The 26,562-nt window shown below is 59.1% G+C and carries 23 protein-coding genes; 10 read left to right on the top strand and 13 right to left on the bottom strand.

The window, feature by feature from the left end; all coding sequences use genetic code 11:
* Nucleotides 1-138: 138 nt before the first annotated feature.
* Entirely contained in the window at nt 139-1,725 is a 1,587-nt protein-coding gene (locus ACTG36_RS00610) for a Hint domain-containing protein (RefSeq protein WP_375279403.1), read from the bottom strand.
* A 297-nt stretch (nt 1,726-2,022) separates the two neighbouring features.
* Between ACTG36_RS00610 and dapE the strand changes: the two genes are divergently transcribed.
* Nucleotides 2,023-3,165 (top strand): succinyl-diaminopimelate desuccinylase, encoded by a 1,143-nt coding sequence (dapE, locus tag ACTG36_RS00605; RefSeq protein ID WP_375279402.1) that lies wholly within the window; start codon nt 2,023-2,025, stop codon nt 3,163-3,165.
* Between the two features lie 106 nt (nt 3,166-3,271).
* Nucleotides 3,272-5,515, top strand: coding sequence for a ribonuclease R (gene rnr, locus ACTG36_RS00600; RefSeq protein WP_375279401.1), 2,244 nt, complete (start codon nt 3,272-3,274; stop codon nt 5,513-5,515).
* Here rnr and ACTG36_RS00595 read toward each other — a convergent pair.
* From ACTG36_RS00595 to rsfS, 7 genes are all read right to left on the bottom strand, one after another.
* Nucleotides 5,512-5,997, bottom strand: a complete 486-nt coding sequence (locus ACTG36_RS00595; protein ID WP_375279400.1) for a hypothetical protein — start codon at nt 5,995-5,997, stop codon at nt 5,512-5,514. The genes rnr and ACTG36_RS00595 overlap by 4 nt on opposite strands.
* The gene (locus ACTG36_RS00590) at nt 5,994-6,476 is read right to left on the bottom strand and encodes an RNA pyrophosphohydrolase (protein WP_375279399.1); all 483 of its coding nucleotides are present in this window, start codon (nt 6,474-6,476) and stop codon (nt 5,994-5,996) included. The genes ACTG36_RS00595 and ACTG36_RS00590 overlap by 4 nt, the downstream gene beginning before the upstream one ends.
* A 69-nt stretch (nt 6,477-6,545) precedes the next feature.
* Nucleotides 6,546-7,886 (bottom strand): S41 family peptidase, encoded by a 1,341-nt coding sequence (locus tag ACTG36_RS00585; RefSeq protein ID WP_375279398.1) that lies wholly within the window; start codon nt 7,884-7,886, stop codon nt 6,546-6,548.
* A gap of 50 nt (nt 7,887-7,936) precedes the next feature.
* The gene (locus tag ACTG36_RS00580; protein ID WP_375279397.1) at nt 7,937-9,037 is read right to left on the bottom strand and encodes a murein hydrolase activator EnvC family protein; all 1,101 of its coding nucleotides are present in this window, start codon (nt 9,035-9,037) and stop codon (nt 7,937-7,939) included.
* On the bottom strand, nt 9,034-10,545 hold the full coding sequence (gene gpmI, locus ACTG36_RS00575) for a 2,3-bisphosphoglycerate-independent phosphoglycerate mutase (RefSeq protein ID WP_375279396.1): 1,512 nt from the start codon (nt 10,543-10,545) through the stop codon (nt 9,034-9,036). Before gpmI ends, ACTG36_RS00580 begins: the two co-directional genes overlap by 4 nt.
* An 87-nt stretch (nt 10,546-10,632) precedes the next feature.
* On the bottom strand, nt 10,633-11,103 hold the full coding sequence (gene rlmH, locus ACTG36_RS00570; RefSeq protein ID WP_375279395.1) for a 23S rRNA (pseudouridine(1915)-N(3))-methyltransferase RlmH: 471 nt from the start codon (nt 11,101-11,103) through the stop codon (nt 10,633-10,635).
* On the bottom strand, nt 11,103-11,462 hold the full coding sequence (gene rsfS, locus ACTG36_RS00565) for a ribosome silencing factor (protein WP_375279394.1): 360 nt from the start codon (nt 11,460-11,462) through the stop codon (nt 11,103-11,105). Before rsfS ends, rlmH begins: the two co-directional genes overlap by 1 nt.
* A gap of 226 nt (nt 11,463-11,688) precedes the next feature.
* Between rsfS and ACTG36_RS00560 the strand changes: the two genes are divergently transcribed.
* Nucleotides 11,689-12,186, top strand: a complete 498-nt coding sequence (locus tag ACTG36_RS00560; protein ID WP_439141190.1) for a hypothetical protein — start codon at nt 11,689-11,691, stop codon at nt 12,184-12,186.
* A gap of 188 nt (nt 12,187-12,374) precedes the next feature.
* Nucleotides 12,375-14,390, top strand: coding sequence for a hypothetical protein (locus ACTG36_RS00555; RefSeq protein ID WP_375279392.1), 2,016 nt, complete (start codon nt 12,375-12,377; stop codon nt 14,388-14,390).
* Between the two features lie 4 nt (nt 14,391-14,394).
* Here ACTG36_RS00555 and ACTG36_RS00550 read toward each other — a convergent pair whose 3' ends face one another.
* From ACTG36_RS00550 to ACTG36_RS00535, 4 genes are all read right to left on the bottom strand, one after another.
* On the bottom strand, nt 14,395-15,723 hold the full coding sequence (locus tag ACTG36_RS00550; RefSeq protein ID WP_375279679.1) for a mechanosensitive ion channel family protein: 1,329 nt from the start codon (nt 15,721-15,723) through the stop codon (nt 14,395-14,397).
* A gap of 145 nt (nt 15,724-15,868) precedes the next feature.
* Complete coding sequence (locus tag ACTG36_RS00545; protein ID WP_375279391.1) at nt 15,869-16,840, bottom strand: LuxR family transcriptional regulator; 972 nt, start codon at nt 16,838-16,840, stop codon at nt 15,869-15,871.
* 273 nt (nt 16,841-17,113) lie between these two features.
* Nucleotides 17,114-17,734 (bottom strand): SOUL family heme-binding protein, encoded by a 621-nt coding sequence (locus ACTG36_RS00540; RefSeq protein WP_375279390.1) that lies wholly within the window; start codon nt 17,732-17,734, stop codon nt 17,114-17,116.
* Nucleotides 17,735-17,826: 92 nt separating this feature from the next.
* Complete coding sequence (locus ACTG36_RS00535) at nt 17,827-19,266, bottom strand: hypothetical protein (RefSeq protein ID WP_375279389.1); 1,440 nt, start codon at nt 19,264-19,266, stop codon at nt 17,827-17,829.
* A 281-nt stretch (nt 19,267-19,547) separates the two neighbouring features.
* Between ACTG36_RS00535 and leuC the strand changes: the two genes are divergently transcribed.
* The 6 genes from leuC (at nt 19,548) to leuB (ending at nt 25,548) form a co-directional block, all read left to right on the top strand.
* Nucleotides 19,548-20,954 (top strand): 3-isopropylmalate dehydratase large subunit, encoded by a 1,407-nt coding sequence (gene leuC / locus ACTG36_RS00530; RefSeq protein ID WP_375279388.1) that lies wholly within the window; start codon nt 19,548-19,550, stop codon nt 20,952-20,954.
* Entirely contained in the window at nt 20,954-21,436 is a 483-nt protein-coding gene (locus ACTG36_RS00525) for a hypothetical protein (RefSeq protein ID WP_375279387.1), read from the top strand. Before leuC ends, ACTG36_RS00525 begins: the two co-directional genes overlap by 1 nt.
* A gap of 76 nt (nt 21,437-21,512) precedes the next feature.
* Complete coding sequence (gene leuD, locus ACTG36_RS00520; protein ID WP_375279386.1) at nt 21,513-22,118, top strand: 3-isopropylmalate dehydratase small subunit; 606 nt, start codon at nt 21,513-21,515, stop codon at nt 22,116-22,118.
* Between the two features lie 350 nt (nt 22,119-22,468).
* Nucleotides 22,469-23,308 (top strand): hypothetical protein, encoded by an 840-nt coding sequence (locus ACTG36_RS00515; RefSeq protein ID WP_375279385.1) that lies wholly within the window; start codon nt 22,469-22,471, stop codon nt 23,306-23,308.
* 104 nt (nt 23,309-23,412) lie between these two features.
* On the top strand, nt 23,413-24,369 hold the full coding sequence (locus tag ACTG36_RS00510; protein WP_375279384.1) for an endonuclease/exonuclease/phosphatase family protein: 957 nt from the start codon (nt 23,413-23,415) through the stop codon (nt 24,367-24,369).
* Nucleotides 24,370-24,444: 75 nt separating this feature from the next.
* Nucleotides 24,445-25,548: a 3-isopropylmalate dehydrogenase gene (leuB, locus tag ACTG36_RS00505; RefSeq protein ID WP_375279383.1), complete on the top strand. Its 1,104-nt coding sequence runs from the start codon at nt 24,445-24,447 to the stop codon at nt 25,546-25,548.
* Here leuB and ACTG36_RS00500 read toward each other — a convergent pair.
* Nucleotides 25,545-26,510 (bottom strand): NAD(P)H-binding protein, encoded by a 966-nt coding sequence (locus tag ACTG36_RS00500; RefSeq protein WP_375279382.1) that lies wholly within the window; start codon nt 26,508-26,510, stop codon nt 25,545-25,547. The two genes, leuB and ACTG36_RS00500, sit on opposite strands and share 4 nt — an antisense overlap.
* Between the last annotated feature and the right edge of the window lie 52 nt (nt 26,511-26,562).

Below are 26,562 nucleotides of genomic sequence, written 5' to 3'. Positions count from 1 at the left end.
TGGTTTCAATCAGGATTGACCCACGGGCCAACAAGCCCAACCCAACAGGACCCGCAGGATCAGCACAGCACAGCCCACGCGGGTGAAATGCACCGCGTTCGGCTGTTCGTGTTGCGATCCAGTTAACGGTCATCGGCGTCAGGCCACCCGACGCCGCAGGGCTTCGGCCTCATAGCGTTTCAACAAGGGACGCGCAGCGGGGCCGTAGCCCTCACCGGTCATGACATCAAGTTCGGGGAAGATCGTCGTGATCTCCTCGACGATGTCGGCCTCGAAAGACTTGCAGGTCTGCGGGCCGGGCAGGAAGCTTTCGGTGGGCAGACCTTCGGAATAAATCACCTGATGCCGGTCGAACATCAGATGCACATATTCAACTTCGCCCCCCTCAACAGGGCGTATGGTGGTCTCGTTGACCAAATCCTTGGCGGCGATCAGAACCTCGTCCTCACCGAACAACAGCTCTGCCACGGCGTCCTTGACCAAGATCCGGTGCAAAGGAGACACCATCAAAGCGTTGTGCTGGCCCAGCACATTCGCGGCCAGTCGGATGGGGGCCATCTTACCAGTGGCGGGCACCGTGCGGCGACCCGTCCAGCGCAGAGGCTGCAGACCATCATCGCGCGTCATCACCATGTCCCCCTCATCAAGGGTTTCCACAGCGCGCGGGCCATCTGCGGTTTCAATCATTGTGCCGGATACGAAACAGGGAATCGTTTCAACGGTGATAAAGCCCGTATCACTTTGGATCGTGTCGCCTGACCCATCGACACTTGCGACGCCATAGGTGAACGCAATGTTATCGTTGTCGGTATCGGTTGTGATCGACAGCGTGCCGTCGGCATTAACGGTGACGATCTGACCTGATCCCAATGTAACGGAATCGCCAGCCTGAACCTCGATCCCATTGATATGGGTAATAACAAGCGTACCGGTCGTATTGTTAGTATCGTTTTCAAGAACGTCGACAGTCTTCGTCGTCCCTTCTTTCATTGTGATGTTGTCGTCGTTGGCAACAAGCGTCGTTTGAATTGAATCGCCCGCGATCAGCAGATTGGAATCGTAGTTGCTGTCCGCGACGTCGGCGATACCTATCCGGATGGAATTGATCTCTCCCACATTGACGGGAATGGTCAGTGTCATGGTGACGGTAAAGCCGTCCATCTCCGTGTTGAAGCTGTCGGCTGTGTTGTCGTTATACAGGTTGGTATTGTCGGACTGGTTGATATCACCAACCGCCGTTGCCTCACCTGTGATCGACAAAGGGACATGAACCCCGTTGATCCAGACCCCGACGACATCGTTATAAACCGAGTTCGAAAACTCTGGATATTCCTCAGACGAGAAAACGAATTGCATCGTCATCGAGTCAGCATCTGGAATGAAATCAATGTCCATATATGCCGCGTCGTAGGTATTCGCCCCGGCAATGGCATTGAAATCTGCGTTGTTGTTTTCGCCGCCCGAATTGGTCGACGTATTGGTGTTCTGATTGGCCTGATTGTTGTTGTTTGTGAACCTATCGGCACGGCCTGTGGACAGGATGACACCTGTGTCACCGGGCGTAGCACCCGGGGCCAGACTGTCACCGTTGGCATATGTGCCGGATGAATAAGTGGAACCGGAATAACTCGCACCGACAACTTGCACACCGTCACCGAACATGGCCTCAGCCATGTCAGTTGCCGATGCACCAATGTCGTAACTCAGCTCATTTGGCTGAACCATTGCTCTCACCTGCCTAATGGTGAGACATGCCAGACGGACCTCACACACGATACGCGTGCGAGAAACCTATATCTTGTGGTCGACGTTGCGACCTATGGACCATTTGGGGTCCGCTCGATGTCTGCCCTGCCTCGGGTCAATTTATTGATTACAATGTAAGGTAGAACGGCGGTTTTCCACCGACTTTTTAAAGCCTTACCTTCACGTCACGTGAAATATGTGTCGATGGGGACACATCCGATGCGGTTTGCATCACCCCCCGCAAAAAGGGTACGCAAGGGCAATAGGAGAGTATCTATGCCCGTCGATCCCATCCAATTGACCGCCGATCTGATCAAATGCCCCAGCGTTACCCCCGTCGAAGGCGGGGCATTGCAGTTGCTGGACAAACTTCTGTCCGACGCGGGGTTTAAGACATGGCGCGTGGATCGTGGGGACACGCCGAACCTTTACGCACGCTGGGGTGCGCGAGGGGCCAACCGGTCATTCGGGTTCAATGGCCACACCGATGTGGTCCCCGTGGGGGATGAGGCCGCATGGACCCATGACCCATTTGGCGCGGAGGTCGTCGATGGCATCATGTACGGCCGCGGGGCTACGGATATGAAATCCGGCGTTGCTGCGTTTGCCGCCGCCGCAGTAGATTTTGTGCGTGACACACCACCCGATGGCGCCGTCATTCTTGCCATCACCGGAGATGAAGAGGGGCCTTCGACCGACGGCACCATCGCCATTCTGGACTGGATGGCCGAACAAGGTGAGACGATGACAGCCTGTCTGGTGGGCGAGCCGACCTGCCCCGATACCATGGGTGAGATGATCAAGGTCGGACGTCGCGGATCACTGACCACCCATTTCACCGTGACCGGCAAACAGGGACATTCCGCCTACCCGCACCGTGCGCTGAACCCCCTGCCTGCAATGGCGCGGCTGATGGACCGCTTGGCGAGCCATGCTTTGGACCAAGGGTCAGACCACTTTGATCCGTCGACCCTTGCCGTTGTCACAATCGACACTGGAAACCCCGCGACAAACGTGATCCCCGCCGTGTGCAAATCCAGCGTGAACATCAGGTTCAATGATCTGCATACCTCGGACGGCATCATTTCGTGGATGCAGTCCGAGGTTGACGCGGTGATCGCCGATTTTGGCGTGCGCATTGATATGTCCACGCGAGTGTCGGGCGAAAGCTTCCTGACCCCCCCCGGGGAGTTATCCGATCTTGTGGCAGCGGCGGTTGAGGCTGAGACTGGTATCTCGCCAGAGCTGTCCACCACAGGCGGCACGTCGGACGCGCGGTTTGTGAAAAACCACTGTCCGGTGGTGGAATTCGGACTGGTGGGAAAGACTATGCACCAAGTCGACGAATCCGTGCCGGTGGAACAGATCACCCAGCTGAAATCGGTCTATACCCGCATCCTGCGCGACTATTTTTCCTGACGCAGGACCAAAATTCCGGAATTTTGGTGCGCCTCCGGCGGGGAGGTATTTTTGAACCAGAGAAAAGGGGCCTGCCCTTCCCCCCCTCACGTGCTACCTGTCGCGGATGACACGTATACCCTCCAAAACCGAAATCCTCGACTGGATTGCTGAAAACCCGACCCAAACGGCCAAGCGCGACATTGCGCGTGCTTTCGGGATCAAGGGGGCCGCGCGGATTGACCTGAAACGGTTGCTGCGTGAGTTGGAGGACGAGGGGAAGCTGCAAAAGCGCAAATCGTCTTACCGTGATCCCGACAAGCTGCCCCCTGTGTCGGTGTTGGAGGTGACGGGGCCTGATGCGGATGGTGATCTTTTCGCGCGGCCGCTGGAATGGTCGGGGGAGGGGGCAGTGCCGCGCATCCTGCTGTCCTTGCGCACGTCCGATCCCGCGTTGGGCGCAGGCGACCGTATTCTGGGCCGGCTGACCGAAGTCACCGGCGAAGACCACGCCTACACTGCCCGCCTAATCCGCCGCATTGGCACCAATCCTTTGCGTATTCTGGGTGTGTTCCGTGCAGGGTCCGAAGGCGGCCGTGTTCTGCCCGTCGACAAAGGATCGCAAAGGGAATGGACGGTGGCCCCCGGTGCCACTGGCGGGGCCAAGGATGGTGAACTGGTGGAGGCTGAACAGGCCGGACCACGGGGCCGCATGGGCCTGCCGAAGGCGCGCATCATCACCCGTCTGGGGGACCCCACCGAACCCCGCGCCGTATCCCTGATTGCGATCCATCAACATGGCATCCCTGACCATTTCCCAGATGAGGTTGTGGCCGAGGCAGACAATGCCAAGCCTGCAGGCCTGAAGGGCCGTGAAGACCTGCGCCACCTGCCGTTGGTGACAATCGATCCATGGGATGCACGTGACCATGATGACGCCTGTTGCGTCATCCCCAACGCCGACGGCGGTTTCGCCCTCTGGGTCGCCATTGCCGATGTGGCGCATTACGTCACACCCGGGTCTGCGCTGGACCGTGAGGCGCGCAAGCGGGGCAATTCCACCTACTTCCCTGACCGCGTTGTGCCCATGTTGCCGGACCGCCTGTCTGGCGATCTGTGTTCGCTGCACGAAGGGGTTGAGAGGGCCTGCATCGCTGTGGAAATGCACATCGACGGGGCGGGCAATAAGGTGGGCCAGCGGTTTGTACGCGGTCTGATGACGTCGCCTGCGTCTTTGAACTACGAGGAAGTTCAGGCTGCCATGGATGGCGATGTGAACGACAAGGTCGCCCCCCTGTTTGATGACGTGATCAAGCCGCTTTATGCCTGTTATGAGGCCTTGAAACGGGCCCGTGCCGTGCGTCAGCCGTTGGAGTTGGACCTGCCAGAACGTCAGATTATTCTGGCCGAGGACGGGACCGTCACTGATGTGGCCTTTAAGGACCGTCTTGATGCCCACCGTCTGATTGAGGAATTCATGGTCCTGGCTAATGTCGCCGCTGCCGAAACCTTGATCGCCAAACGCGCGCCGCTTTTGTTCCGCGTTCATGAAGAACCCAGTCAGGAAAAGCTTGAGGCGCTGCGCGAAACCGCTGCCGCCTCTGGTCTGACGCTGGCCAAGGGGCAGGTGTTGAAAACCGCGCACCTCAACCGGCTGCTGGCGCAGGCGGAGGGGACGGACACCGCCGAACTCATTAATATCTCAACCCTGCGGTCGATGACGCAGGCCTATTACAATCCCGAAAACTATGGTCACTTTGGCCTCGCGCTGCAGGCCTATGCCCATTTCACGTCCCCCATTCGGCGCTATTCGGATTTGATCGTGCACCGCGCGCTGATCAGCGCCCACGGCTGGGGCAAGGACGGGCTGTCGCCTGAGGATGAGGCGATGTTGGGCGACACCGCCAAGTTGATCTCAGACACGGAACGTCGGTCGATGATAGCCGAACGCGACACGACGGACCGGTATCTGGCGTCCTTCCTGAATGACCGCGTGGGTGCAGTGATGGAGGGGCGGATCAGCGGGATCGCCAAGTTTGGTGTCTTCGTGAAACTGGACGACACCGGTGCGGACGGCATGATCCCGATCCGCAATTTGGGCGCAGAATATTTCCACTATGACGCCGACAGCCAGACCCTTATGGGCGCTGATTCCGGTCGCATCATCGGGCTGGGGCAACGGGCGACGGTCAAACTGGTTGAGGCCGCGCCGGTCACCGGCGGGTTAATCGTCGATCTGGTGGAACTAGAGGGCAAAGCCCTGCCGCAAGGCCGCCCGTCGTCCCGTGGCAAGCCGCCCAAACGCAAGATGTCGAAGGGTAAGAAGAAAGCGGCCAAGACCGCGCGCAAGGTCAAACGCACACGGCGTTAACGCAGCAATCCACCCTCGCAGGTATCACCGCGCATGCAGGCCTCGACTTGCTGGACCATTTGACGCGTGGGACGTGCAAACGCCTGCCCGCCGCAGGGCCCGACTGTAAGGGCATATCCGTCTGTCTGCTTTTCCACAAAGGCGATTGTTGGGACATCACCGGCCAATGATCCACACCAGGCTGCGGCACAGCCATGCGTGACAGTCACCATCAGATCACCAATGGGGGTAAACCCAGATCGCCCCAATGCGTCGCCTGAAAAGGTCGCGGTATAGCTGACTTCTCGCGGGGCGTTGATGTCGCCTGTCAAAGACGACGGTGGCTGGGCAAAGGAAAATGTCCCGTGCAGCACAACATAAGCCTCCTCCGCCTCAGCCGCCCACCCGAAGCTTGAGGCCACATCAGGGGCCAGACAGGACAGCGCCGACGCAGGGCCTGCCGCACATACGGCCACCCCTATGGCGGCGACCGCGGCCTTCATATCTTGTCCCCAAAAGCATCGAGAACCTTTGCGTAGACTTCTCGTTTGAAGGGAACGATGTTGGCCAGCAGGTCCTTTGGGTTCATCCATGTCCATTCGGAAAATTCGGGATGGTCTTGGACAATGTTGATCTGGTCGTCCGTGCCATTGAACCGCACCAGAACCCATTTCTGTTCCTGCCCGCGATAACGGCCTTTCCAGATTTTGGGCACGATGTCGTGGGGCAGATCGTAGGGCAGCCAGTTGTCCGTCTCGGCCTCGATCGTCACAAGATCAGGTGTGATCCCTGTTTCCTCCCCCAATTCCCGCAGCGCTGCGGTTTGGACATCCTCACCTGGATCAATGCCGCCTTGTGGCATCTGCCATGCGTCCTGATCACGGTCCAACCTTTGGCCGACGAACACCAGACCTGCGCCATTGACGATCATCAGCCCGACGCAGGGTCGGTAGGGTAGCTTTGCAATGTCATCGGGGGTCATAGCGGGGTCCTTCATATGAAAACGCCGCCAAGGTTACCCCCAGCGGCGTTTGTTTTCCATCTCCGTCGATCAGTCTTGATCGACCAGAGCAGACAGACCCTTGAGGATGTCGATGGCATAGGCCAGCTGGTAATCCTCTTCACGCAACGCGGCGGCGTCTTCTGCCCGCGCACGGTCGGCTTCGATCTGTTCAATCTCATCCTCGGTCAGGCTGTCGTTTTCGAGCGATCCGCGAAGATCGGCCTCGGACCGGATGAAGGCTGCATCTTCTTCCTCGGCCTCGGCTTCTGCGTTTGGATCACGACGGGGCTGTTCGACGATAATGTCGGGCGAAATACCCAACGCCTGAATGGACCGGCCCGACGGCGTATAATAGCGTGCCGTGGTTAGGCGCATGGCGCTGTCGCCGCGCAATGGCATGACGGTCTGCACGGACCCCTTACCGAAGGAATTGGTGCCGATCACAATCGCACGGCGATGATCCTGCAATGCACCCGCTACGATTTCAGATGCAGAGGCAGACCCGCCATTGATCAGAACAACCATCGGTTTGCCCTCGGCCAGATCGCCCTCACGGGCGTTCCAGCGCTGCCCGTCAGACGGGTCGCGGCCACGGGTCGATGTGATCTCACCTGCGTCCAAGAACGCGTCGGACACTGCAATAGCCTGGTTCAGCAAACCACCGGGGTTGTTGCGCAAGTCGATGACGAAACCGTTGACGTTTTCCATGCCGCCCGCCTCGGCCACCTGTTCGGCGAGTTGTTCTTCAAGGCTGGGGTAGGTCTGGTCGCTGAACGTGGTGACACGCAAGACGACTGTCTCACCTTCAACGCGGCTGCGCACGGCGGTCAGTTTAATCGTGTCGCGAATGATGGAGACCTCAAACGGTTGCTCAACGCCTTCGCGAACGACCGTGATCATGATCTCGGAACCAACCGGCCCGCGCATCAATTCAACCGCTTCGTCCAGCGTCAGACCCAACAGGTTTTCCCCGTCCACTGCAGTGATGAAATCACCGGCCTCGATCCCGGCCTCGGATGCAGGGGTGCCATCGATAGGCGATACCACCTTCACAAAGCCCTCTTCCTGCGTGACCTCGATCCCAAGGCCGCCAAATTCACCGCGCGTGGCCTCACGCATGTCGGCTGCGTCTTCGGGGGACAGATAGCTGGAATGGGGATCGAGGGATGTCAGCATGCCGTCAATGGCGGCCTCAATCAGATCGGCCTCATCCACTTCTTCGACATATTGCGCGCGGATGCGTTCAAAAATATCGCCAAACAGGTCCAGCTGTTCATAAACACTGACATTGCTGTTCGCCTCTTGCGCGATCAGGGGGCCCGCCACCTGTGTCGTCGCCACAGCGCCCAGCAAAATGCCACCTGTGGCGGCCATTGCAAACTTCTTCATCTACTCATTCCCATCAACGTTAAATCTCCCGCGCCCAAACCAGCGTCCGTTTATTGTACGGCAAACCACTCTGCAGGGTTCACAGCACTCTGCATCTCTCTGACCTCAAGATAAAGCGTTTCAGTCCGCTGACCGGCGGAACCTTGCGCGCTTTCGGTCAAAATCCCTTGAGCATCGGTGACTTGCCCCCCCATTAGGCCCACCGGCGTGCCCTGTGGGACGATTTGCCCCACCTCGCCAAAGACCTCAGCCAGACCGGCCAGCACCCACAGCACATCAGCCGCAGGTTCCAGAATAACGACATTGCCGTAATCCAGCAAAGGCCCCGCATAGCGCACTGTGGCAGGCACAGGGGCCGTCACCAGTGCGCGCGGGCGGGTCGCGATCACAATGCCGGGGCGTACGATACCGGCGGCATCCGCAGTGTTGAACCCGCGCAGCACTTGGCCCTCGACGGGCAGGGGAACAAGACCCTTCACGGTATTGGCATCGGGACCACCTGCGCTGGTGTCCGCCAGACCGCTGGCAAAGGCCTCCAACGTCTCGGAACTGGCGAGCAACAGGGCGGTTTGGACCGGATCATCTTCGAATCGGCGCGGTAAATCTGTCCGGTCGGCGATGGCCTTTGACAATTCGGCCCGCGCCATTTGCGCGCCGTCCAATCCGTCTTCGAGGATCACAAGCGCATCTGTCTGCAATCCCTGCAAGACCGCCAATTCGTCTAGCTGCGCGCGCAGTGCCGTCACCTTGTCCTGCAAGGCGGGCGTCACATCCGCCAGCATCATGCCGGACCGTGCAGTGCCGGTTGGCCCCGATGGATGCAGCAAAAGGATCGGCGCTGGCGCGCGTCCCATCGTTTGAAGCACACCCAACAGCTGCGCGACCTCATCGGATCGGGCGTCAAGATCGGCCTGCAACGTACGCTGGCGGACCGCTGCGCGGCGCAGCCCATCGCGCAGGGCGGTCAATCCGTCCTCATAGGCCTGTACGGTTTCTGTCAGGGCCGCGACCCTGTCGGATCGCCCCTGAGCTGCCTCCAAGGCAACGCCCGCTTCCCCCAACCGCGCGGCGGCGGCTTGGGCGTCTTCCGCCGGGCTTTGTGCCCAAAGCGGTGCCGCCCAAAGGGTCAGGATCAGCGCCCAACGTGTCACGAAATCAGGCTCTTTCCGGTCATCTCAGGGGGCAAATCCAACCCCATGAGGCCCAGCAGTGTGGGCGCCAGATCCCCCAATCGTCCGTCGCGCAGCTGCGCGTCTTCAGGCCCGCCCACAAGTGCCACAGGCACCGGATTGATCGTGTGGGCCGTATGCGGGCCGCCTGTTTCTGGGTCAATCATCGTCTCGCAGTTGCCATGATCCGCCGTCACGATCATCGCGCCGCCCGCATCCTCCAGCGTAGCCAGAACGCGACCCAAACCGGTATCGACGGCCTCACAGGCCGCAATCGCCGCGTCCAGATCGCCTGTGTGCCCCACCATGTCGGGGTTCGCGAAATTGCACACGATCAGATCGTAGCCATCGTTGATGGCCCCCACGAAGGCCTCGGTCACTTCGGCAGCCGACATCTCAGGCTGCATGTCGTAGGTGGCAACCTTGGGCGAGGCTGCCATGTAACGGTCTTCGCCCGCTTCAGGCTCCTCAATTCCGCCGTTCAGAAAGAACGTCACATGGGGGTACTTTTCCGTTTCCGCCACGCGGAACTGGCGCAAGCCTTTGGATGCGACCCAAGCGCCAAGCGTGTTCTTGATCTCCTGCTTGGGATAGCAGGTGGTCATATAGGCGTTGTGGGAGGTCGAATAATCGACCATCCCCAAAAGGTGCAGATCTGGCCTGTCCGCCACATCGAACCCGTCGAAGTCGGGCGCACCCATGGCCGCCAAAATCTCCCGCGCGCGGTCGGCTCGGAAGTTCAGGCAGAACACGCCATCGCCGTCGGACATGCCTGTATAATCGCCCAAAACCGTGGCCGGAATAAACTCATCGGTCACATCGTTGCCGTAAGCGGTCTCCACCACCTCAACCGCATCCACGCCCGTCTGACCCTTGCCGCGCACCATGGTGGCGTAGGCGGTCTCAACCCGTTCCCAGCGATTGTCGCGGTCCATGGCGTAATACCGCCCCGTGACCGTGCCCAATGTAACACCCTCCGGCATATCCGCGATCAAATCGCGCAAAAATTCCGCCCCGGATCGAGGGGCCACATCGCGCCCATCCGTGATCGCGTGCAGCACAACGGGCACGCCGTGATCCGTCACCGCCTTCAACGCGGCCTGAATGTGCACCACATGGCCATGCACGCCGCCATCACTGACCAGCCCCATAATATGCGCCACACCGCCACGGGCTTTCAGCCCCTCACACCACGCCACAAGTGCGTCGTTGTCAAAGAACGACCCGTCTTCAATGGCCAGATCAATCGCACCGAGGTCCATTGCAACAACACGGCCCGCGCCGATGTTGGTGTGGCCCACCTCCGAATTGCCCATCTGCCCCTTTGGCAGGCCCACATCCGGCCCATGGGTGATCAGCTGCGCATTTGGGCCCTGCATCACGCGGTCAAAATTGGGTGTTGCCGCCAAGATAGGCGCATTGCCTTCCCTTTCGGCGCGTTTGCCCCATCCATCCAGAATACAAAGAACGACAGGTTTGGGCGTGGTCATGCGAATTCTCCTTGGCTGGCCCCGTCTTATCGCAGCCGCAGCGCAGGCAAAACCGCCCCCTGCTTCGTTTTGCCAAAAATACTCAATCTACACCCGATGATAAGGCGCCCCCGCGAGAATGCTGGCCGCACGGTACAGCTGCTCGGTCAACATCACCCGCGCCAACATATGGGGCCAGACCATCTTGCCAAAAGACAGCGCCCCGTCGCATTCGGCCCGCAGGGCAGGGTCAATCCCGTCGGCCCCACCAATAATGAACGCCAGATCAGACCGCCCGTCATCGCGCCACCGCGCGATATCTTGCGCAAAATCGGGGGACGACCGCAGTTTGCCCCGTTCATCCAAGGCAATCACCGCCGCCCCGTCCGGAATGGCTCGACGCAGCAAGACCGCCTCAGCGGCCATGCCGCCACCCTTGCGGTCCTCAACCTCACGCACATCCAGCGGGCCAAGGCCCAGGGCCCGCCCGCTGCGGTCAAAGCGTGTCACATAATCGTCGATCAAATCGCGTTCGGGGCCGGCCCGCAGGCGGCCCACCACGCACAGACAGACCCGCATCAGGTCGTCTTGGCCGCCTCATCGGGGTCCAGCCACATCTTTTCCAGCTGGTAAAACTCGCGGACCTCGGGACGGAACAGATGCACCACCACGTCCCCGGTGTCGATCAACACCCAGTCGCCGGTGGTCTTGCCTTCGACCTTGGACAGAATGCCATAGGTCTGCTTCAACCGGTCGGTCAGCTTTTCAGCCATCGAAGATACCTGTCGGGACGACCGACCGGACGCGATCACCATGTGATCGCCCATCTCAGACTTGCCGCGCAGATCAATCTGCACGACGTCTTCGGCCTTGTCATCGTCGAGGGATTTCAGAACAGCCGCCAAAGTGCTGTCAGAGGTCGGCACCTGCACAGTCATTGTGCGGCCCCGTTCATCGGCAGATCCATCTGCCTGATTGGATAAAGACAGAACATTGTCCTCCTAAAAATACGCCGCCAAGGCCCCGACGCTGGGCATGTCTCAACCTAGCAACGCCCAGCCGCCTTTTCAACGTGGTCTTTGGGGGTCTGTGACGTGATGTCCACAACGCTTCATTGAAGTCGCGCTCTGATTGTTCAATCCTGACGCAACGGAAAGGACAGATATGTTCCAGCCAAAGACTGTTCGCCTTCTTGTCGTGCTGCTCTTGTGGCCGATCGCTGTCCTGTCCCAGACGGGCGAAACGGCCCCGCCGGTCATCATCGATCCGGTCGAAGCAACTGTGGTGATTGCCGAAAGAGTGCCCCCCGACATCTTGGATCCGTCTATTGCGAGAGCGGTCGATTGGTTTACCGAACAAACAGACCGCTTGCGGTCCGGGACTGACCGCGCCGAGGTTGACCTGTCACAGTTGGAAACTCTGCTTGAAGAAGGATGGACCGACGGCGGTATTGATACTGCTCTCTTCCGCCATTTGCGCAGTGCAGCGTTCAATGATGTGCCACCCGAATTGATCCGGTTCGCAGATCGCAACTGGGATGATGCGAGTGAGCTTGAGTATGCGATCACCAATTTTGCGACCGAGTACGGTGGGTTGCTTCAGGATGTCCCCACTGTGACGGATGTGGTACCACTTTCAGATAGCAAAACGCATATTTCTTAGGGGATTTCGTCCGGTCGGCCGTCGCCGCCGAGGACGCGCCTGACACGTGGCATTACGTTCTCTATCGGGCCCGCGCCGCCGTCCACCGCAGCAGCGAAATTGCCAGTGTCGCCGATGACATCGCGTCAGAACGCAACGATGAAATTCGCATCCGCCAGCGTTGGGCGACCGAGGTCTTTCAATACGCCGTGCAGGCCGATTTGGGGCGGCGCGCCTATGCGAATTTAAATGACCGTTGGAAGGTCGCATTTGAAACGGCTGGCCTCGACATCATCGAAACCGATCATCACCTCCTCGTCCGCTCCTCCGACAGCGAAGACAACCGGCTGGAGGTCTTCGAAAACTCCTACCTCACCCTTGCGCTGAACGAATACGGGCGCCTCAGTCTTAACCCCACAGCGGATGAACCAAGACTGGACTGGATGCCTTGGAATCCTGAAGATGCTGACCTTGCGTCGGCCATTGACGCTGACCTTCTGGCCGAAACGCAGGCGGTCTTTCGGCGCTATTACCAGCCCTTTTCGATCAACAGTAACGAACTTGACCTGCTGCTTGATGCCCGTCCCGACGCGGTCGAGATTGATTTCTCCGGTGTCGAACTTTCCGCCAGCTTTTACCGCCGTCCGCTCGATGTGATCGACGTGTCTGACAGTCTTCTGGATGACGTTAGCCTCAACTATTTTGACGGGTCCTTCATCCGTCTTGACGACAACGCCTACGTCACGGAACTCAGCGCTTATCGCGCCGACGCTTCTGCCTTCGTGGAAATATCCGGCGTCACCGACGCCGACTTTGACCTGCGACATGTAAGTAGCCGGTTTTTTGGGCTGCAAAATCTGCGCGTTGTAGGCGAATTCGGCCGCTTTGATGCGTTCCGCATGTGGGATTCAACCATGGGCGAGGTCGATATGTCGTCCTCTCATGTCGATACGTATTTCTACCTGTCCAATCTGACTGTGGAGACGACAGCCGACTTCATCGGCCTCACTGCGACTGAGGCTTCTGTTCAATGTGTGACGGCGGATACTTTCATTCTCGATGGTGCAAACATTTCAGAATATCTCGTCTTACGAAGCCTCAATGTCGATGACCTGAATGTTCGCGACGTCCAGATCGCGAATGCCAATATCTCCAACAAGGCGCTGACGGATGACCAATTCGCCGAATGGTCAGGGGTGCCAAATTCACCCAATCCTGATCGGGAGCCGCTGGAGGTAACGACGTCACTCAATACTGCGTCAGACACCACCGAAGAGGCACCCGTTTCAGAGTGTGATCGGGCCACACGGATCGGCAGCTTGAACCTGTACGATTCCGTTTTTGGCACTGTCAACATCGGGGTGCGGCTTCAGGACATCCTGATCATGAACCACATGCGCGCGGACACCGTGCGGTTTGAAAGCGAACGTCTGGCAATGACACCGGGCGCGCAGATCCTGATGCGGTCTGCAACCATCGACCGGCTTGTCCTTGCCCCGCGATTGTTCCCGCGCGAAAATCAGGACCCCTTCTTGATGGATGTCACAAATTCCAATGTGGGGCGCATTGATCTTTATAATCCTAACCGCGATGCCTTTTCGGAATTGGACAAAGGCGCCGCCGCAATGACCGATGCGCCCAAAGTGGATGCCGGCGACATGCGAACATTGTTTGCCCGCGACCTGCCGCGCGCCCTTTCGATCTTGCCCGATGCCGACGGACATATCGATGCCCCTTACCAGCCACAGGTTTATGCCTTGCTGCGCGCGTCGTCCTCAACCGCAGGATTTCCGGATGTCGCGCGTCGTCTGGCGATTGCCCAGAATGAACATTTCGCCAGCCAATTGCCCGCAAATGACTACGCCCAACGGCTGTTGTACTGGATGGGCGGGGCAATCAATCAGTACGGCTACAACAGCCTGCGCGGTATCGTCCTCTTGGCTGCGATCATCGTGCTGCCGTGGCTCTGGTTCAACCGGCATCTCGTAACCTGGATCTGTAAATGCATGCGACGCGGCGAACGGCTTGATCGGCCCCCACCTCCGGTCGCCAACAGCTTTTTTCGCAGTATCGACCGGACGATCCCCACGTTGCAGCTGGACGAGGCCTTTTCGAAAACCCAAAGCCTAAGCGCCTGGGACGTGCGGATCATCTATCTGCAACGCATCTTCGGGTTCATCGTCATCCTGTTTATTCTGGGCGGCGTCTTCGAGGTATTCCAGTAGACACTTAATCCAGCGCTTTGTGCGCCAATTCGGACCCTTCAAGAACTTTGACCTCGCGTTGTGGGAAGGGGATCGAAATCCCGTTCGCCTCAAACGCATCCCAAAGCGCCAGATAGACGTTGCCGCGAATGTTGGTCAGCCCGCCCGTGGGGTCCCTGATCCAGAACCGCAAAATGTAGTCCACGCTGCTGTCGCCGAAGCCTACGATGTGGCAAACAGGCGGGCGGAAATCCAACACGCGGTCCACGCTGCCCGCCGCCTCAATCGCGAGTTTTCGGACCTCATGGGGGTTGTCGCCGTAGGCCGTACCAAAATAGATATCGAGCCGTACAAAATCGTTCGAATGGGACCAGTTGACCACCTGTGTGGTGATCAGATCTTCGTTCGGGATCAGGTATTCCCGCCCGTCGCGCGTCGTGATGCTGACGTACCGTGCGCCCAGCGAATTGATCCAGCCAAAGGTGGATCCAACCGTGATCACATCGCCAGGTTTGATGGATTTATCCAGCAAGATGATGACGCCGGACACAAGGTTCGACACCACCTTTTGCAGACCAAAACCGAGGCCCACACCGATGGCACCTGACAACACCGCAAGACCCGTCAGATCAAACCCGACCGCCCGCAGGCCTATAAAGAACGCGGCCCCGTACAGAAGCACTTGCAAAAATTTGACGGCCAGCACCTGCATGGACGGGCTGATGTCTTCGTTGCGTTGAATGCGGGCAGATGTGGTCGTGGACAAAAACCGCGCCACAAAGAAAAACAGGCTCAGAATGAACACCGCCTGAAGGACCAGCCACGCCGAAATCCGCGTCTCCCCCAGTTCAACGGCGATGCTGTCCAGCAGCTGTTCTGCTTCATCGGTGATGCCGATGATGTTCAACGTCACATAAATCCAAGCGCCATACCGCACCATTGTCCGCAAAAAGGGGTTGCTGATCAGCCGCGTGGCAAAGGTCACCACCAGCCAAGCCAGCGCCAGATTTGCGATCACCCCAAGAAGATAGGACCGCGACGGCCACGTGACCTCTCGCATGACAAAAACCGCAAGCCAGATCAGCGCGACAAAGAATATCCCGCCCAGACGTTTTTGAACCACAAGCGCCATGCGCAGCCGCCATTTGGGCCAGCCTTCGCGGGTGCGCAGCCATTCGTGCAGCCGTGGCGCGAAGATACGACGCAGGATTAAGGAGGCGGCAAAGACGGCCACGGCAATCAACAGCTGGTAGAAATTCCAAGGCCGGATCAGAGATTCCATAAACGTCAGACCCTGCGCAAACAGGGACTGGCCGACCTCCGCGATTTCATCAAGGGGTGTTGCGGGTGGCAAAGGCGCGTCTGCCAAATCGGGAACCGCCTGAGGGGGCACCTGTTCCGAAAGATCAGTGGCGATATCCTCTGTTGCGGGTTGCGTTGTATGGTTTGCCATTGGAACACCATGCCCCCTTGCCCTAAAGGTATCAAGCGCTGCCAGATCAGCCGACGTTCAGCAAGGTCCGCACAAGGGCGGTTTGCGAATTGATCCCTGTCTTGGCAAAAACCCGGCTCAGATGGGTGCGCGCCGTGTTGATTGTGATGCCCATGTCCTGTGCTGCGGCGGTCAGGCTGTCACCGGCCACGATCCGGTGGCACAGCGCCATCTGGCCGTCTGACAGTCCAAAGATCGTCTTGGCTACGGCCAGCCGTCGTTCAATATCTGCGCGTTGATGGGTTTCAACGACCGTTCGTCCGTTGCGGACGTACAGAACACAGACTGAAATTCCGCCGTCATCCGTTTCACCCAAAACAACAGGCAGTCGAAAGGTCTGACCATGCACCGTCGAATATCGGTAAAATTCAAAGAACCCGTGCTGCCCTGCCGCGATGGCCAGACCGTCGCGCAGCCTTTTGTCCCCGTCCGGCCTGCGACCCCGCAACTGCCCATGAGATACTGTCAAACCGGAATGACCGGCCAGCGCGGCCAGCGCGGACCTGAGGGATGATATGATCCTGCCTTGGTCGTCTACGACGATATCGCTGTCCTCGGCGGCCTGTGGGGTTTGGGTCAGAAAGGAGGCGTATAAGATGCGCCAGTCTTGACCGTCCCGTTTCATCACCCGTGTTTCGAACGTGCGTTCAATCTGTCCGGTGTCATGGTGCGATACGCCATCGAACGTCACATGGGCCAAGTCGCCGCTGACGGTGATCGATGTGTTGCGCCGTTCGAATTCCAAAATGCGGCACACGGCATCTGCATCAAAAAGGGAGTGCATATAGTCCCGAAGCGTATCCCAACCGCACAGCACCTTTGATCCGAAGGAGGCGGATTGGCAGACCATCCTCGTGCGGTGATCTTGCACCCAGCAGCCGGACCAGCCGACCAGATCGCGCCGCACAAAATCATCGGTTTCGCGGGCGATCACGGCCATGATCCGGTCGTTTTCGGGGTGTGGGTCGGTGGGTGTCATTGGCCTCGGGTCACATGGCAAACACGCGACGGACGCGTCGCCGTGTGGTCGATTGGTGTGCCCATATGTGCATCCTCCGCTTTAGGGCCTGCATCCAATCACAGCCGTGGGCTGCATAAAAGTCGTCTATTGTTTGGGGCCGCGCTGCCGCCAGATCACTGAGAGTTTTGGCATGAAGCGCCTCCATAGCATCGGTCCTTTTTGGGTGCGATGCCCCAAGATGGCCGATGTCGGCAGACTGGCACGTCATCCGATCCGACCACACGGACAGATTTAACGCTCGACCCGAAACCCGACCTCATTTCGGCGGTTGCCGGGCAGGGTGAAGGGATCGTCGTAGAACATAAACGTTGGCTCGCCAATGATGGCAATGCCTGACTGATCCGCAAATTGCCGTAACGCTTCGGTCTGCTGTGTCAGGATGCGGTCGGTGCTGCGGCCTGAAAAGGTGGTGACAAGCATCCGCTGGGGCGGGACCTCGACAAATCGCACTGCGTCGTTGTTGGGCGCGGGCAGCGTGTCGCGGGTGAATTCGGATGGCATCATAAAGGTGACTTCCCAAACGCCGTCGTCGCCGGTTTGTGTCACAGGGGCTGTCATGTCGATCTGCGTAGGCGCCTGCGTGACCGGCGATGTCATCGCCACCGATGCGCCGCCGTCGTTGCCGCCAAAGATGTATCCTGCCAGCGTGCGGAACCCTTGGTTCAACGCACCGCGTCTGTCGCCGCGCACGGCCACCACGGCCAGCAAATGCGGCGCGTAAGACCGCAATTCCGCCGCGCCATAGTCTGCCACGACCTCATACCGAGGCGTTTCATACTTGCCGTAGTACCCATCCTCAGCCGCTGCCATCGATGCCGCCCCGATCCCCAATGCTGCCAGTATCCGTTTCATGTCTGTCTCCTTTGCCACACTACGTAGCGCAAAGAAAAACCCCGCCCACATCGCACAACGCAGGCGGGGTTGGCCCCATCCAGAGGGTCGTTCTATTGGGTCGGCAATGCGGCCCCACGGCTGACAGGTTCACCGCCGCCACTGCCCCAGTATTCCAGCGCGAACAGCCCCGATTCGACCTGACCGCGATACTGGATGTAATTTTCGATCCCCTTGGTCAGCTGCATGGAGAAATCCATGCTAACCGCCAGACCTTCATCAAACGCCTCACCGTCTTCGAAATTGCGGAACCATCGCATCCACGCATCCGAGGCTTGGGTGCCGTTCGCCGGAATTTCCACTCCGTCGAGCCATGGCATAATCGCACTGACACTGGGCACTTGACCGGTGGCGTGACACGACATGCAGCTGGAGGTGGGGTTGTCCGCTGGCCCGTTCAGGCGCGAATTGAACCCAAGGTGCATGGCAGGCAGGGCCTCATCAGGGTTGATCCACGTTTCCTCCAGATCGGCATTGATAACCGTTTCGGTGGGCGTGCTGTTGATGAATGTGTCGGCATTGTCGGGGTCATTGCCCCACATCAGGCCCACGGGCATCAGGTTGCACCAGTTTTTGCCATCGCCGGGGATGCCCGCGCAAAACGATCCGTAGTCGGAGTAGTCGGACGATCCTGCCGCCCCGCCGTTGTAGGCAAAGGTGCCAAAGACCCAGCCACCGGCCTCATCCGCGCGACTGTCTTTGACCATAATGTCCATCTGCAACAGGTTCATGGCCTGTGTGACACGCGGGGCTGTCATCATTTCACTCCCCTTGGGGCAGTCCACCGACGGATCGACGTCACATTCATAGACGTAGCCGTTCCATTGCAGTGGATTGTCCAGCCACGGCACCTGATCGGCGCCCAAGGATGTAAACAGGAATTTGCCGACGACCGTGCCCTCCGGAAAGGCAAATCCGGTGTCCATGGCGTCAATCATATGGGTCAGGTCCGGCCCGCCGTAGGGATCATTCCAAACCTGCCCGATCGTGAACCCACCGGGACCGTTGTAGAACCCGACCGCATAGGCATAGGACGCATCCGACTGCTCAGGCGCCAAGACCTTTGCCGCTAGCGGCCCCTCACGGGTGAGGCCGTGATACCCCTCACGGCCCGTGGATCCCCAATGCTGCCATGGCATGTGATACCAATCGATACCGGCGGTATTGTTTTGCAGGACAAAATCACCCTCCACATCGCCGCCATGAATATTGCCGGTGAACACGTAGTCCCGAACGGCCATCACATAGGCCATGGGGTCGGTCTGAAAATCGATGCTCAGGATCTCTTCGACCTGCGGATCAAGCGGGGGAATCGCCTGTGGAAAATCGTCCGCCAAGGCAAAGACCGGACCGTGATAATCACTGGGTGAGATCATGAACCCAAAGTCGGGAAATCCGACCTGGCTTTCATACTGAAAATTTTGCGCTGCGGCGGGGGAGGCCCCGATCGCTAGAATCAACGCAGACACGCGCCACGGCTGACCAATCGACATGACAATTCTCCTTCGGAAATGGGCAATTCGGCTAAAATACGCAGCCACCCTGCGCCCTTTGTCACAAGGCGTCCGTGCGCCTGGACACAGACATCTGACTTGCGACAGGCGGCCTGCGCGTATATCTGACCCCCATGACACAAGTATTCGACATGGATGATCGCGCGCGCCTGCCTTGGCGCTTTTATGGTGCCAACCGCGCCATTCTCGCCCGTCTATGACGCCGCGCCTTCGGGCGACCCCACCCCATTTCCACCACACCAATACGGGAGAGGACCGATATGTCCCCCAAGACGCTCTATGATAAAATCTGGGATGCCCACGTCGCACATGAGGCTGACGACGGCACCTGCCTTCTTTATATCGACCGCCACTTGGTCCACGAAGTGACCAGCCCGCAGGCCTTTGAGGGTCTGCGCATGGCGGGCCGCAAGGTCCGCGCGCCTGAAAAAACCATTGCCGTGCCAGACCACAACGTGCCCACAACGCTGGATCGCGCCAACGCCGAAACCATGACCGAAGACAGCCGCATTCAGGTGGCCGCACTGGACAAGAACGCTAAGGATTTCGGCATCCACTACTACCCCGTGTCCGACGTCCGCCAAGGCATCGTGCACATCGTCGGCCCCGAACAGGGATGGACCCTGCCGGGCATGACGGTCGTTTGCGGCGACAGCCACACGGCCACCCACGGTGCCTTCGGCGCACTGGCCCACGGCATCGGCACCTCCGAGGTTGAGCATGTGCTGGCGACCCAGACCCTCATCCAGAAGAAATCCAAAAACATGAAGGTTGAGATCACCGGCCACCTGCGCCCCGGTGTGACAGCCAAAGACATCACCATGTCCGTCATCGGCGCCACAGGCACCGCAGGCGGCACCGGCTACGTCATCGAATATTGCGGCACCGCGATCGAGGACCTGTCCATGGAAGGCCGCATGACCGTGTGCAACATGGCCATCGAAGGCGGCGCGCGTGCTGGTCTTATCGCGCCCGATGCCAAGACCTTCGCCTATTGCAAAGGCCGCCCCCACGCCCCGAAAGGGGCCGCATGGGAAGCAGCACAAGCCTGGTGGGAAACGCTTTACTCCGACGACGACGCCCATTGGGACAAGGTCGTGACACTGAAGGGCGAAGACATCGCGCCTTCCGTCACATGGGGCACATCGCCCGAAGACGTGCTGCCGATTGATGCTGTGGTTCCTGAACCCTCCTCCTTTGAGGGCGGCAAGGTCGGTGCGGCCCAACGGTCCATCGATTACATGGGCCTCCAGCCCGGCCAGAAACTGACCGACATCGAAATCGACACGGTGTTTATCGGGTCCTGCACCAACGGTCGCATCGAAGACCTGCGCGCCGCGGCCGAAATCCTCAAAGGCAAAAAGGTCAAAGACGGGATGCGCGCCATGGTCGTGCCCGGATCCGGCCTTGTGCGCGCCCAAGCTGAAGAAGAAGGCCTCGCCGATATCTTCAAGGACGCGGGTTTTGAGTGGCGCATGGCAGGCTGTTCCATGTGTCTGGCCATGAATCCCGACCAGTTGGCCGAAGGCGAACGCTGTGCCTCCACCTCCAACCGCAACTTCGAAGGCCGTCAGGGCTATAAGGGGCGCACGCACCTTGTCTCCCCCGGGATGGCCGCTGCAGCTGCGATCACCGGACGTCTCACCGACGTGCGGGAGATGATGTAATGAAGCGGCGCGGGTTCCTGCAACTCTTGGGTGGGGCGATTGCCGCCCCGCTTATGCCATCGGCGTCGTTTGGGGCCGCAACCAAGGCGGCCTATCCGGCCTCAGCCTTGCACGCGGCCATTTACCACGCGCAGTCGCGTGTGAACTTTTCGGTCTTTTCGCTGGCGCAACGGTTGGGGCTCAGCCTTGATCAGGCGCAGGCGGTGATGACCGAAATGTCGTCCCGTGGCATCTTGGGTCCGTTGCAGGGCACCACGCAGGCGGGCACTTGGGCCCGCAGCGCCATCTGGCAGCGTCCCGCCCATGCGGTGGCCGCTGGCAAGGTTGCGAAAGTGGCGGCAAAACCGGTCGTGGCACAAAGTGGCCAGGTCGTCGCACGATCTGCCACGCAAGCGAACCTCGCGCCCTTCATGAAATACCTTCAGGACCTGTGCCGCGCCCGTGGCATGGCCCTTCACCCTACGTGTCAGGCGCACATCTAGCGATCTTGCGCGACACGCCGCTCTCACCATTCGTTAATGGCAATAGAAATACCATTAACGCCCGAAAGGACAGACAATGGAAAAATTCGACACACTCTCCGGCATCGCGGCACCCATGCCGCTGGTCAACATCGACACCGATATGATCATTCCCAAAGTGTTCTTGAAAACGATCAAGCGCTCCGGCCTTGGCGTGAACCTTTTTGATGAAATGCGCTATGATCGTCAGGGCAATGAAATCCCTGATTTCGTCTTGAACCAGCCGGCCTACCGCGATGCCTCGATCCTCGTGGCAGGCGACAACTTCGGGTGCGGATCGTCGCGCGAACATGCGCCTTGGGCGATTGCTGATTTTGGCATCCGCTGCGTTATCTCAACCAGCTTTGCGGACATCTTTTACAACAATTGCTTCAAGAATGGCATCCTGCCCATCGTGCTTCCCGAAGACCAGCGGGACGCTTTGATGAAGGACGCAGAGAAAGGCGCCAACGCGCGGATCGAAGTCGACCTTGAGGCGCAGACCGTGACGTCCTCAGACGGCGAAGTCTTCACCTTTGACCTCGACCCGTTCAAAAAGCACTGCTTGATGAACGGGTTGGACGACATCGGCCTGACCATGGAAAAGGCCGCCGCGATCGACACGTTTGAAGCGCAGGTTTCCGCCCAGCGGCCTTGGGTTTAACCTTAACCCCATCAAATGTGGCAGTATTAATGATAGGGGCGCCTTCCGGCGCCCCTTAGTTTTGACGCAGGTCCTAATGGTGTGTTAATGGAAACTTGTGCCTCATCGGCCGGCACTCCCTACATATAGCTGTAGTTCTTTCAATGCATTGGAATGGTTGCAATCTCGCACCAGTCTTGCCGCAAATCGGCCCCGATTTCTTGGGACATATAAAGCGTCACTTGCGACGTTAACCGAATGTAGGCAACATTATGGCAACTATGAGGCAACCTGCTGACAACAGGCAGGATCAGACCGGGACAAGGGCGCGGCATCGTATCGCGACCGACCGAGATGAAGGAAAAAAGGCAGTGATTTCACGGCTTTCTGGTGCTGTCCTTCGGGCAGCCATGGTCATTTTGATGATATCCATGCCGGCCTTGGTGCTGGCAAGTACACCTGTGGACACAGCACAGATCGTGGGTCTGGTGTGCATTGTTGCTGGGGTGTTCACCTTCGTGGAATACAATTCCTCCTCGCCCAGCTTGATCGAATTCCGCGATGCGCCGCCGTTCAACCGCGTGCGCTTTGCGGGCCTTGCTGCGACCGTTTTCGCCCTGACCATCATCGCAAAAGGCAGCTACGACCCCACGAACCTGACGAACCTGTTTCTGCTGATCGGCGGAAACTTGGCAGATGCCATGGATTTCCCTTATTCGCCGGTGCGCCTTGTCGTTTTGATGCTTCCGGCTGAGGCGGATGCCATGTTGATTAACAACGTCCGTGTCGCCGCCGGTTTGAGCTACCTTGTTTCTCTCATTTCCTTGGCCGTTTTCATCATTGCTTTGCGTTTGAAAAACTGGCCGAACCAACGGGGTGGCTTCAACGTCTGGACGAACCTGCCCACATTCGACCCGACAGCCGGCGGCGATGTTGTCGAACGGTTGGAGAGGGACGGGCAAGTTAACATTATCTTAGGATTTTTGCTTCCCTTCTTAATCCCAGCGCTCGTGAAACTTGCCTCGGATGTGTTCAACCCGATCCAACTGCAAGATTCACACACCCTTATTTGGACGATGACCGCATGGGCCTTCATCCCCGCCAGCTTGATCATGCGCGGCATTGCCATGCTCCGCGTGGCACAGATGATCGCGTTGCAACGGGAACGTGCCTATCTAAACGCGCGGGACGAGGATGGCGTCCTTATCTGATTGGCCTGGTCCTTGCCCTTTGGGCAGGCCATGCATCAGCCGACACCACAGTCCGGATCGCCACCTATGCGGCCCCGCTCAGCCGGGACGGGCCTGCATTGCTGTTGCGCGACATCGTAAAGGGCGAAGACGCCCAAATTCGCGCGGTTGGGCAGGTCATTAACCATGTTGCCCCCGATATTCTGCTGCTGACGGACATCGACTTTGATGCAGGATTGTCGGCGGTGGCGGCATTTTCTGATACGCTCGCCCAACCCTATCCACACCTCTATGCGGCGCTTCCGAATGCGGGGCAGCAGTTGGGGTTGGATTTGAACGGAGACGGCTACACGGGCGATGCCCGCGATGCCCTCGGCTATGGCCGGTTTTTGGGTGACGGGGGGATGGCAGTCCTGTCGCGATACCCGATCATGCGCGAAGACGTCGTGGACCTATCGGGCATTCTTTGGCGCGATGTGCTAGGGTCGATCTTGCCGGAGGTCGACGGGGCGCCTTTCCCCAACACGGCGATCTTCGACGACTTGCCCGTTTCTTCTACCGGCCACTGGATGGTCCCCATAGACATCGACGGCACGCGCATGACGCTTCTGGCCTTCGATGCCACGCCGCCGGTTTTTGACGGGGCGGAGGATTTCAACGGCCTGCGCAACCGCGATGAGGCGCGCCTGTGGCAGGCCGTGTTGGAAGGACATTTCGGGCCTGCGCCGACATATCCTGTCCTGATTGGCAATGCGAATGCCGATCCCTTCGACGGTGAGGGCTTTCACGACGCAATCACCGCTTTGTTGACCCATCCCGCCCTTCAGACGACCAACCCGCGCAGCGCCGGTGCAGCCGAAGCCGCGACCGCCGCCCATGCGGGGCCACCCGAGTTGGACACCGCTGACTGGCCGGAGGACGGGCCCGGCAATCTGCGGGTGTCCTACGTGCTGCCTGCCGCAGACTTGCACGTTGTGGATCAAGGTGTGTTCTGGCCTGCGCCCAGCGATCCATTGGCGGCACTTCTTGATGAAACGGGGCCGCACCGGATCGTCTGGGTCGACGTTGCCTTGCCCCAATAAACCAACGCCATTCTTGACCCTCGCGGCCTGAAAGGCTACGCGCGTGGCAACGCGATTTAGCCAAGGAAAACCATCATGTCGAACCCCTCCCTTTTGATCCTGCCTGGCGATGGCATTGGTGCTGAAGTCATGGCCGAAGTGCGCCGCATCATTGATTGGTTCGGGGCAAAGCGGGACCTTGCGTTCGACGTGTCCGAGGATCTGGTTGGCGGCGCCGCCTATGACAAACACGGCGTGCCGCTGCACGACGACACCATGGCCAAAGCGCAAGAGGTCGATGCCGTTCTGCTGGGCGCCGTGGGTGGCCCAAAGTACGACACCCTCGATTTTTCCGTAAAGCCGGAGCGTGGCCTGCTGCGTTTGCGCAAGGAAATGGATTTGTTTGCCAACCTGCGTCCGGCGCAGTGTTTTGATGCGCTGGCCGATTTCTCCAGCCTGAAAAAGGACATCGTCGCAGGTCTGGACATCATGATCGTGCGCGAACTGACGTCCGGTGTCTATTTTGGTGAGCCGCGTGGCATTCACATGGAAGACAACATGCGCGTGGGCATCAATACACAGCGCTACACCGAGGCTGAGATTGAGCGCGGCGCACGTGCGGCCTTTGACATGGCGATGAAGCGCGACAAAAAGCTGTGTTCGATGGAAAAGGCCAACGTCATGGAATCCGGCATCTTGTGGCGCGATGTCGTCACGGAGGTTCACAAAGACTACCCCGAGGTTGAACTGTCCCACATGTACGCCGACAATGGCGCTATGCAGCTGGTCCGCGCGCCCAAGCAGTTTGACGTGATCTACACCGACAACCTGTTCGGGGACATCCTGTCCGATTGTGCGGCGATGTTGACCGGTTCTTTGGGTATGTTGCCGTCAGCATCTTTGGGCGCACCCATGGCCAATGGCCGTCCGAAGGCGATGTATGAACCCGTGCACGGGTCCGCGCCGGACATCATGGGGCAGGGTAAGGCGAACCCGATTGCCTGTATCCTGAGCTTTGCGATGGCTTTGCGGTATTCCTTTGATCAGGGCGATGAGGCCACTCGTCTTGAGCAGGCGATTGAAAAGGTTCTGGCGGACGGCGTGCGCACGGGCGATCTTCTGGGCGATGAAGACACCACACCGGTCAGCACATCCGGCATGGGTGATGCGATCCTCGCCGCCCTCGACGCGTCGCTTTAAAACACAGCGTGGTCGCCCAAATCGGCGGCCACATCCCCTGCGATCATGGCGCGGTAGTGATCAGCCAAGGTGTCTGATCCAAAGGACGGCGTGGCGTCCGCGTCATAGGTTTCCCCCGTCCAAACCAACATGGATTCGGTGGCGTAGTATCGCCCGATCTGCGCCAATTCCGCCTTGGCCCGCAGGGGCGGGGCAAGGCGTCCGCCCAGTTTCAGAATGCCGATGATCCCGTCCATGACCCAAACGGGCAGGGCGCGGAATTTGGGCGGTTGGCCTGTCAGATCAAACAACAACTGGCCTTGTTGGCGTGGGGTAATTGCCTGCCCCGGACCGCCGATGGGCAAAACCTTGTTGTGTAAGGCGCGGTCATCCAGACAGCGCGTCAGATAGCGCCCCAGATCAGCGTCGCTGATCGGTTTGCAGGCCGTCAAAGCACCATCCCCAAACAGCAAGAACGGTTTGCCTGCCTGCACACGCGCCACTTGGCCAGAGAGCGATTTAAAAAATGCCGTCGGACGGACGATGGAATAGGTCAGCCCGCTGGCCATCAGCTTTTCTTCGAAAGCCAGTTTGGCGCTCTGAAAAGCGAGCTTGGGTTTCTGCACGCAGATTGCGGACAGCAGTACAAAGTGTGCAATTCCAGCCGCCTGCGCGCGGTCTAGAATGGCCGCATTGGCGTCGTGATCCACGCGCCATGCGTCCTTTGGTGCGCCGGTGCGGGACGCAAGGCAGGACACCACGACATCGAACGCCGCGATGTCGGCAGCATCGAACTGCGGCGCACCTGTTGGTGACATCGCCGGCCAGATCGTGGCCGTTTCGGGTAGGCCCGCGGTTTTGGCCCCTTCACGCACCACGCAGCAGACAGAATGGCCAGCATCTCTCAACGCCTTTGCGGTGGCGCGACCAATGGTGCCGGTCGCGCCGAAAAGCAGCACAGATTTTGCGGGGGCATTTATCATATCGTCACCCTATGCGGGCATAGCGGCCTTGCCAATTCCCCGTTGGCTCTGC

This window comes from Pseudooctadecabacter sp. (assembly GCF_965657175.1).
In the GTDB taxonomy this organism is placed as follows: domain Bacteria; phylum Pseudomonadota; class Alphaproteobacteria; order Rhodobacterales; family Rhodobacteraceae; genus Octadecabacter.
This window is presented reverse-complemented; position numbering and strand designations above follow the sequence as displayed.

Excerpts from the sequence above, each read along its gene's own strand:
- ACTG36_RS00585 (WP_375279398.1), bottom strand. The coding sequence starts at position 7,886 with ATGAAGAAGTTTGCAATGGCCGCCACAGGTGGCATTTTGCTGGGCGCT.
- ACTG36_RS00610 (WP_375279403.1), bottom strand. The coding sequence starts at position 1,725 with ATGGTTCAGCCAAATGAGCTGAGTTACGACATTGGTGCATCGGCAACT.
- rsfS (WP_375279394.1), bottom strand. The coding sequence starts at position 11,462 with ATGACTGTGCAGGTGCCGACCTCTGACAGCACTTTGGCGGCTGTTCTG.
- dapE (WP_375279402.1), top strand. The coding sequence starts at position 2,023 with ATGCCCGTCGATCCCATCCAATTGACCGCCGATCTGATCAAATGCCCC.
- ACTG36_RS00595 (WP_375279400.1), bottom strand. The coding sequence starts at position 5,997 with ATGAAGGCCGCGGTCGCCGCCATAGGGGTGGCCGTATGTGCGGCAGGC.
- ACTG36_RS00500 (WP_375279382.1), bottom strand. The coding sequence starts at position 26,510 with ATGATAAATGCCCCCGCAAAATCTGTGCTGCTTTTCGGCGCGACCGGC.
- ACTG36_RS00525 (WP_375279387.1), top strand. The coding sequence starts at position 20,954 with ATGAAGCGGCGCGGGTTCCTGCAACTCTTGGGTGGGGCGATTGCCGCC.
- ACTG36_RS00545 (WP_375279391.1), bottom strand. The coding sequence starts at position 16,840 with ATGACACCCACCGACCCACACCCCGAAAACGACCGGATCATGGCCGTG.
- leuC (WP_375279388.1), top strand. The coding sequence starts at position 19,548 with ATGTCCCCCAAGACGCTCTATGATAAAATCTGGGATGCCCACGTCGCA.
- leuB (WP_375279383.1), top strand. The coding sequence starts at position 24,445 with ATGTCGAACCCCTCCCTTTTGATCCTGCCTGGCGATGGCATTGGTGCT.
- ACTG36_RS00560 (WP_439141190.1), top strand. The coding sequence starts at position 11,689 with ATGTTCCAGCCAAAGACTGTTCGCCTTCTTGTCGTGCTGCTCTTGTGG.
- ACTG36_RS00590 (WP_375279399.1), bottom strand. The coding sequence starts at position 6,476 with ATGACCCCCGATGACATTGCAAAGCTACCCTACCGACCCTGCGTCGGG.
- rnr (WP_375279401.1), top strand. The coding sequence starts at position 3,272 with ATGACACGTATACCCTCCAAAACCGAAATCCTCGACTGGATTGCTGAA.
- gpmI (WP_375279396.1), bottom strand. The coding sequence starts at position 10,545 with ATGACCACGCCCAAACCTGTCGTTCTTTGTATTCTGGATGGATGGGGC.
- ACTG36_RS00540 (WP_375279390.1), bottom strand. The coding sequence starts at position 17,734 with ATGAAACGGATACTGGCAGCATTGGGGATCGGGGCGGCATCGATGGCA.
- leuD (WP_375279386.1), top strand. The coding sequence starts at position 21,513 with ATGGAAAAATTCGACACACTCTCCGGCATCGCGGCACCCATGCCGCTG.
- rlmH (WP_375279395.1), bottom strand. The coding sequence starts at position 11,103 with ATGCGGGTCTGTCTGTGCGTGGTGGGCCGCCTGCGGGCCGGCCCCGAA.
- ACTG36_RS00535 (WP_375279389.1), bottom strand. The coding sequence starts at position 19,266 with ATGTCGATTGGTCAGCCGTGGCGCGTGTCTGCGTTGATTCTAGCGATC.